General features: G+C 39.3%; 7 protein-coding genes. 4 read left to right on the top strand and 3 right to left on the bottom strand.

Annotated features, from left to right (window positions below):
• The 3 genes from pta to AC1DND_RS23500 all read left to right on the top strand — a co-directional run.
• A partial coding sequence (pta, locus tag AC1DND_RS23510) for a phosphate acetyltransferase (RefSeq protein ID WP_477585012.1) occupies nt 1-987 on the top strand: 987 nt, incomplete at its 5' end.
• A 1-nt stretch (nt 988) separates the two neighbouring features.
• Nucleotides 989-1,789, top strand: coding sequence for an acetate/propionate family kinase (locus tag AC1DND_RS23505; protein ID WP_477585011.1), 801 nt, complete (start codon nt 989-991; stop codon nt 1,787-1,789).
• A complete protein-coding gene (locus tag AC1DND_RS23500) occupies nt 1,731-1,973 on the top strand; it encodes a hypothetical protein (RefSeq protein WP_477585013.1) in 243 nt (80 codons plus the stop codon). Before AC1DND_RS23505 ends, AC1DND_RS23500 begins: the two co-directional genes overlap by 59 nt.
• Before the next feature lie 159 nt (nt 1,974-2,132).
• Here AC1DND_RS23500 and AC1DND_RS23495 read toward each other — a convergent pair whose 3' ends face one another.
• On the bottom strand, nt 2,133-2,516 hold the full coding sequence (locus AC1DND_RS23495; RefSeq protein WP_477585010.1) for a VOC family protein: 384 nt from the start codon (nt 2,514-2,516) through the stop codon (nt 2,133-2,135).
• A gap of 111 nt (nt 2,517-2,627) precedes the next feature.
• Nucleotides 2,628-3,104, bottom strand: coding sequence for a DinB family protein (locus tag AC1DND_RS23490; protein WP_477585009.1), 477 nt, complete (start codon nt 3,102-3,104; stop codon nt 2,628-2,630).
• A 114-nt stretch (nt 3,105-3,218) separates the two neighbouring features.
• On the opposite strand from AC1DND_RS23490, the gene AC1DND_RS23485 reads away from it, so the two are divergent.
• Nucleotides 3,219-4,292 carry an aminotransferase class V-fold PLP-dependent enzyme gene (locus AC1DND_RS23485; protein ID WP_477585008.1) on the top strand — a complete coding sequence of 358 codons (1,074 nt, stop codon included), beginning with the start codon at nt 3,219-3,221 and terminating at the stop codon, nt 4,290-4,292.
• Here the strand turns inward: AC1DND_RS23485 and AC1DND_RS23480 are convergent.
• Nucleotides 4,289-5,045 (bottom strand): L-histidine N(alpha)-methyltransferase (locus tag AC1DND_RS23480; protein ID WP_477585007.1); only part of this gene is annotated, 757 nt, incomplete at its 5' end. The genes AC1DND_RS23485 and AC1DND_RS23480 overlap by 4 nt on opposite strands.

The following is a 5,045-nucleotide window of genomic DNA, read 5'->3' as shown; positions in this document are numbered from 1 at the left end:
CCGCACATGTTTCAATACCAACTGGTTAAATGGGCCAAACGCGATAAAAAACATATTGTTTTACCAGAAGGAAATGACGAACGCATTTTAAAAGCAGTGGAGAAACTCATTACCCAGGATATTGTAGACATCACGCTCTTGGGCGACCCAACCGAAATTACCAACACGATTAAAAGACTTGGATTAAATCTGGATCCCAATGCTATAAAAATACATAATCCTGGCCAATCGGCTCATTATAACGATTATGTAGATACCTTGCACGAACTACGTAAAGCCAAGAATGTAAACCTCGAAATGGCCAGGGATATGATGACCGATGTTTCTTATTTCGGAACCATGATGGTTTACAAGGGTGATGCTGATGGGATGGTTTCGGGTGCGGTTCATACCACTCAGCACACCATCAGGCCTGCTTTACAGTTTGTTAAAACCAAGCCAGGCGTATCGGTGGTTTCATCCATTTTCTTTATGTGCCTGCCAGAAAGGGTGGCCATATTTGGAGATTGTGCGGTTAACCCCAATCCTACTGCCCAACAGCTGGCAGAAATAGCAATTTCTTCAGCAGAAAGCAGCGCCAAATTTGGCATTGAACCCCGGATAGCGATGTTATCTTATTCTTCTGGTACATCAGGCGAAGGTGAAGATGTAGAACGCGTAAGAGAAKCCACTGCCATAGTTAAAGCAAGGCATCCGGAATTGAAAATTGAAGGTCCGATACAATATGATGCTGCTGTAGATCCACTTGTAGGCAAACAAAAATTACCAGGCTCTGAGGTAGCAGGTAGAGCAAGTGTATTAATCTTCCCTGATTTAAATACCGGCAACAACACCTATAAAGCCGTACAGCGCGAAACCGGTGCACTGGCTATTGGCCCAATGTTGCAGGGCTTAAATAAACCAATAAACGATTTAAGCCGTGGCTGTACTGTAGATGATATTTTTAATACCGTTGTAATTACAGCGATCCAATGCCAAGACATTTAATATGAACATTTTAGTAATCAACTCAGGAAGCAGTTCCTTAAAATACCAGCTTTTTAACATGCCAGAAAAAGCTCCGGCTTGCAGCGGTCTGGTAGAGCGTATTGGCATTGAAGGCTCGTTTGTTAAACATACAGTTTATCGCAACAACGAAAAGCATAGCATAGAACAATCAGGTTTTATTGCTAACCACGGCGAAGGCTTAAAACAGGTTTTAGCATTGCTAACTGAGGGAGAATACGCGGTAATAGCCAGCCCTGATGATATTGCAGCTGTTGGCCATAGAGTAGTGCATGGAGGTGAACATTTTACAGGTGCAACCCTTATTACAGATGAGGTAAAACATCAGATCAAAAGGCTGTTTTCACTTGCCCCACTACATAATCCGGTTAATTATAAATGTATTGAAGTAGCCGAACAGACTTTTGTAAACGCGAAACAAATTGCCGTTTTCGATACAGCATTTCATCAAACCATACCAGAACAGGCCTATCGTTATGCCATTCCGGAATGGTATTACAAAGAACATGGCATCAGGGTATATGGATTTCATGGTACCAGCCATAAATATGTAAGTGAACAGGCCATTAAATGGTTAAATAAAGTTGATACAAAAATTATCAGCATCCACTTGGGCAACGGCTGCAGCATTACGGCCATTAGAAATGGTAAATCGATAGATACGAGTATGGGATTTGGCCCATTAAGTGGATTAATGATGGGCACCCGCTCTAGCTTATGCAGCTATTTTAAACGGCATAGATGCGATAGTATTTACCGCTGGTGTAGGCGAAAACGACAGTAACATGCGTGAGTCTGTATGTTCGGAGCTGAATTATCTGGGTATTGAATTAGATTCAGATCAAAATACAGCCTATAATGGAGAATTGAAAGAAATTAACAAGGCAAGCGCTAAAGTAAAAATCCTGGTTATTCCAACCAACGAAGAATATGAAATTGCCCATCAATGTTTTGAACTTATAGACTAAACTTCCGAAGTTTGCGCCAATGGCAATGCGCCTGGCTAACTTCGGAAGTCTTAATTAGAGCAAGATTATCTTTGGCTGGTGAGCCACCAGCCATGGAATTTCACTTTTAGATTACGCTATGGCTTTTGCGCTTTGCCAATTTCGAAAGTCTAGCTAGGCTTAGGCCGTTTCCAAAATAGACAAAATATTGCCCGCAGGATCTCTAAACCAGGCAATGTTTGGCCCTCCGTTTCCCCGTGAGATGCCTTTACTATCCGTCTTGAAATATTCTTCATTGTAAATCTCGAATTTTATTCCCTTGGCAATAAGTTCATCGGCCGCTTGATCTATATTTTCGACAGGAAAATTAAGTACCGTAAAAGTTGCCKGAACATGATTTGGCTTTGGGTAAAGTAATACATTTGCTGATCCGGAAATAACCAGTTCAATTACGCCCATCGGGTTATCTTTAACTTCGATACCCAATACGCCTTGATAAAAATCTTYTGCTTTCTGTACATCGTCTACAGAAAACGAGCTGAATGCTTTTGAGTTTTGTAACATAATCTTTTTTTAAATCAATTTACGAGAACGGACAGTTAAATTTAGTGGATTAAAACAATAGTAACAGGCTGTATAAGCGGCAAAGTACAGGCCCAAACGAGACAACTTCCATTAACTTTTCCAGGCACCCAATAAACGTCTGATGACTACAATTTCGGCAACGTGGTAGGCATTATGATCGGCAATCTGTAGGGCTTCGCGTAATACAGTTTGTCCATCGCCATGCGGAATTGGCACATATAAGTCTGAAGAATCTAACAAAGCAATAAATTCTTTCAGATCAGCATCAATCTGTTTTAGTGTATTGTTCCAGGCATGTTCATCTTTAGGCACCAGTTCTTTAGGCCAATATTCCTCTGGCCATTTAGGCGATCGATGCGATCCATCCTTGCTAAATTCGAGCATATCCCACTGGGCAATTTTGATATGTTCTACCAATTGCCAAATGCTGTAAGGTAAGTTGTAAGGCTTTTCGCCCAATAGATTAAAAGGCAAATTGGCAACAGCATCTTTAAACCCTACATGCGCTCCACCCCCATTTAATAATTTTTTAAGTTCCGTAACCAGTATTGATGTTTGATTTTCCATATAACATTAGCAGATTGTATAAATCTAACAAACGTGATTCTCATAGGTTTGTATAAAAATCAATTTCGGTGGCAGCATCTATTTTTTTAACGCACAATTCTTTTAAATTTGGGCATGAACCTATCTTTTCCGATCCTCACAGCATATACCTATCTCAACACCGCTAATTCTGGCATTTTATCTACCAATTTGGCAGAATGGAGAACTAAACATGATCAAAACTTTATTTCAGGAGGAAGTATTTTCAGAATGGAAAATCTGCCCATCATTACTGACCTCAGAAATAACATAGCTAAACTTTTCAGTTCAAAATCCGAGAACACCTATCTGGTTCAGAATTTTTCAGTAGGTTTTAATACTTTACTGAGTGGATTGGACAAAAACCATCGTTTTCTATTACTGGAGGAGGAATATCCATCTGTGAGTTATCCTGTAATCAGTATGGGTTTTGGGTACAATAGCATAGCCATTGATGAAAAGCTAGAAGAAAACATCATCATTGCCATTGAAAAATTTAAACCTACCGTGCTGGCATTTAGTATGGTACAATATATTAGTGGATTAAGGATGGATGATGAATTTATCCAGAAATTAAAAGCTACATATCCAGATCTTTTGTTGATCGGTGATGGCACTCAGTTTTTAGGCACAACAAATTTTAACTTTGAAAAATCAGGCTTGGATGCTTTAATCGGAAGTGGCTATAAATGGCTTTTAGCGGGGTATGGAAACGGTTATGCCTTTCTTTCCGATCAGATGAAAGATGCGATTTATAGCAAAAACAAACTGGCCGACTTACCTACAGCACCTTTCTTAAAAGGTAAAGACCACCTATCTATGTGTTTCGAACCCGGGCATTTAGACACTTTAAATTTTGGTACACTAAACGAAAGCTTAAACGAGCTTGGCTCAATCGGTTTCGATTGGATTGAAAAAACCGCACAAGCAATTTCCAACAAAGCCAGGCTAGCATTAAATTCAAGAGGCTTAATTCCAGATTGGACATTGGAGCGAAAATACCAATCTACTATTATGAGCATGCCATTGGATCAAAAAACAGTTGACAAAATCGCTGCAGCCAAAATACTTTGCTCACCACGTGGCAAAGGCACAAGGATTTCATTTCACTTTTATAATACAGAAGAGGATTTAAATCAACTGCTCCAGGTTTTGGATAACCGCAGTTAGTCTACTTTCCAGATGGCATCTACAAAATACTGATGTTGATCGAAGAAACGCTTAAGCGGTTTAAATCCGGTTTTTTCTGCAAGCTGATCGATATCATTAAGCGAATACTTTTGTGATATTTCCATAAAAATATGTTCGTTTTCTGCAAAATGAATGGCATTTTGACCAATATTAACAATCTGTTTTTTTAAACTGATGAGGTAACTTTTACAGGCTCCAGATTCTGGATCGTAACTGGCATAGTGCTCAAAATTGTTCAGATCAAAATTGCCATCCAATTCTTTATTGATGCGATGAAGCAAATTGAGGTTAAATGATCTGGTAATTCCACCTTTATCATTATAGGCAGAAAGAATCTGCTGGGGATTTTTTTTTAGGTCGAATCCAATGATCAATAAATCCTTAGGAGAAAGCAGTTTTTTTAATGACGAGCAGAATTTTCCGGCATCGGCTATACTCATGTTTCCGATATTTGCGCCCATAAAAAGCACAACCTTTCTGCGGCTGGATAATTCTGTGGCCTTTTTAAGCATATTAAAATAATCACCATTTAAACCCTTCATATCCAATCCAGGAAGTTTTTTAGGCAAACTTTCTTCCAGATCTGAAATTACATGTGCGGAAATGTCAATCGGAAAATAACTAAATTTCAACTGACTATCCAACAATGATTTTAGCAGGTGAATGGATTTTGTTGCATCGCCAGCACCCAGTTCGATTAAATCAAAAGTGCTTCCATCAGCCGATATCGCC

The sequence above is a fragment of the Pedobacter sp. 01N416 genome, from assembly GCF_056399685.1.
This window is presented reverse-complemented; position numbering and strand designations above follow the sequence as displayed.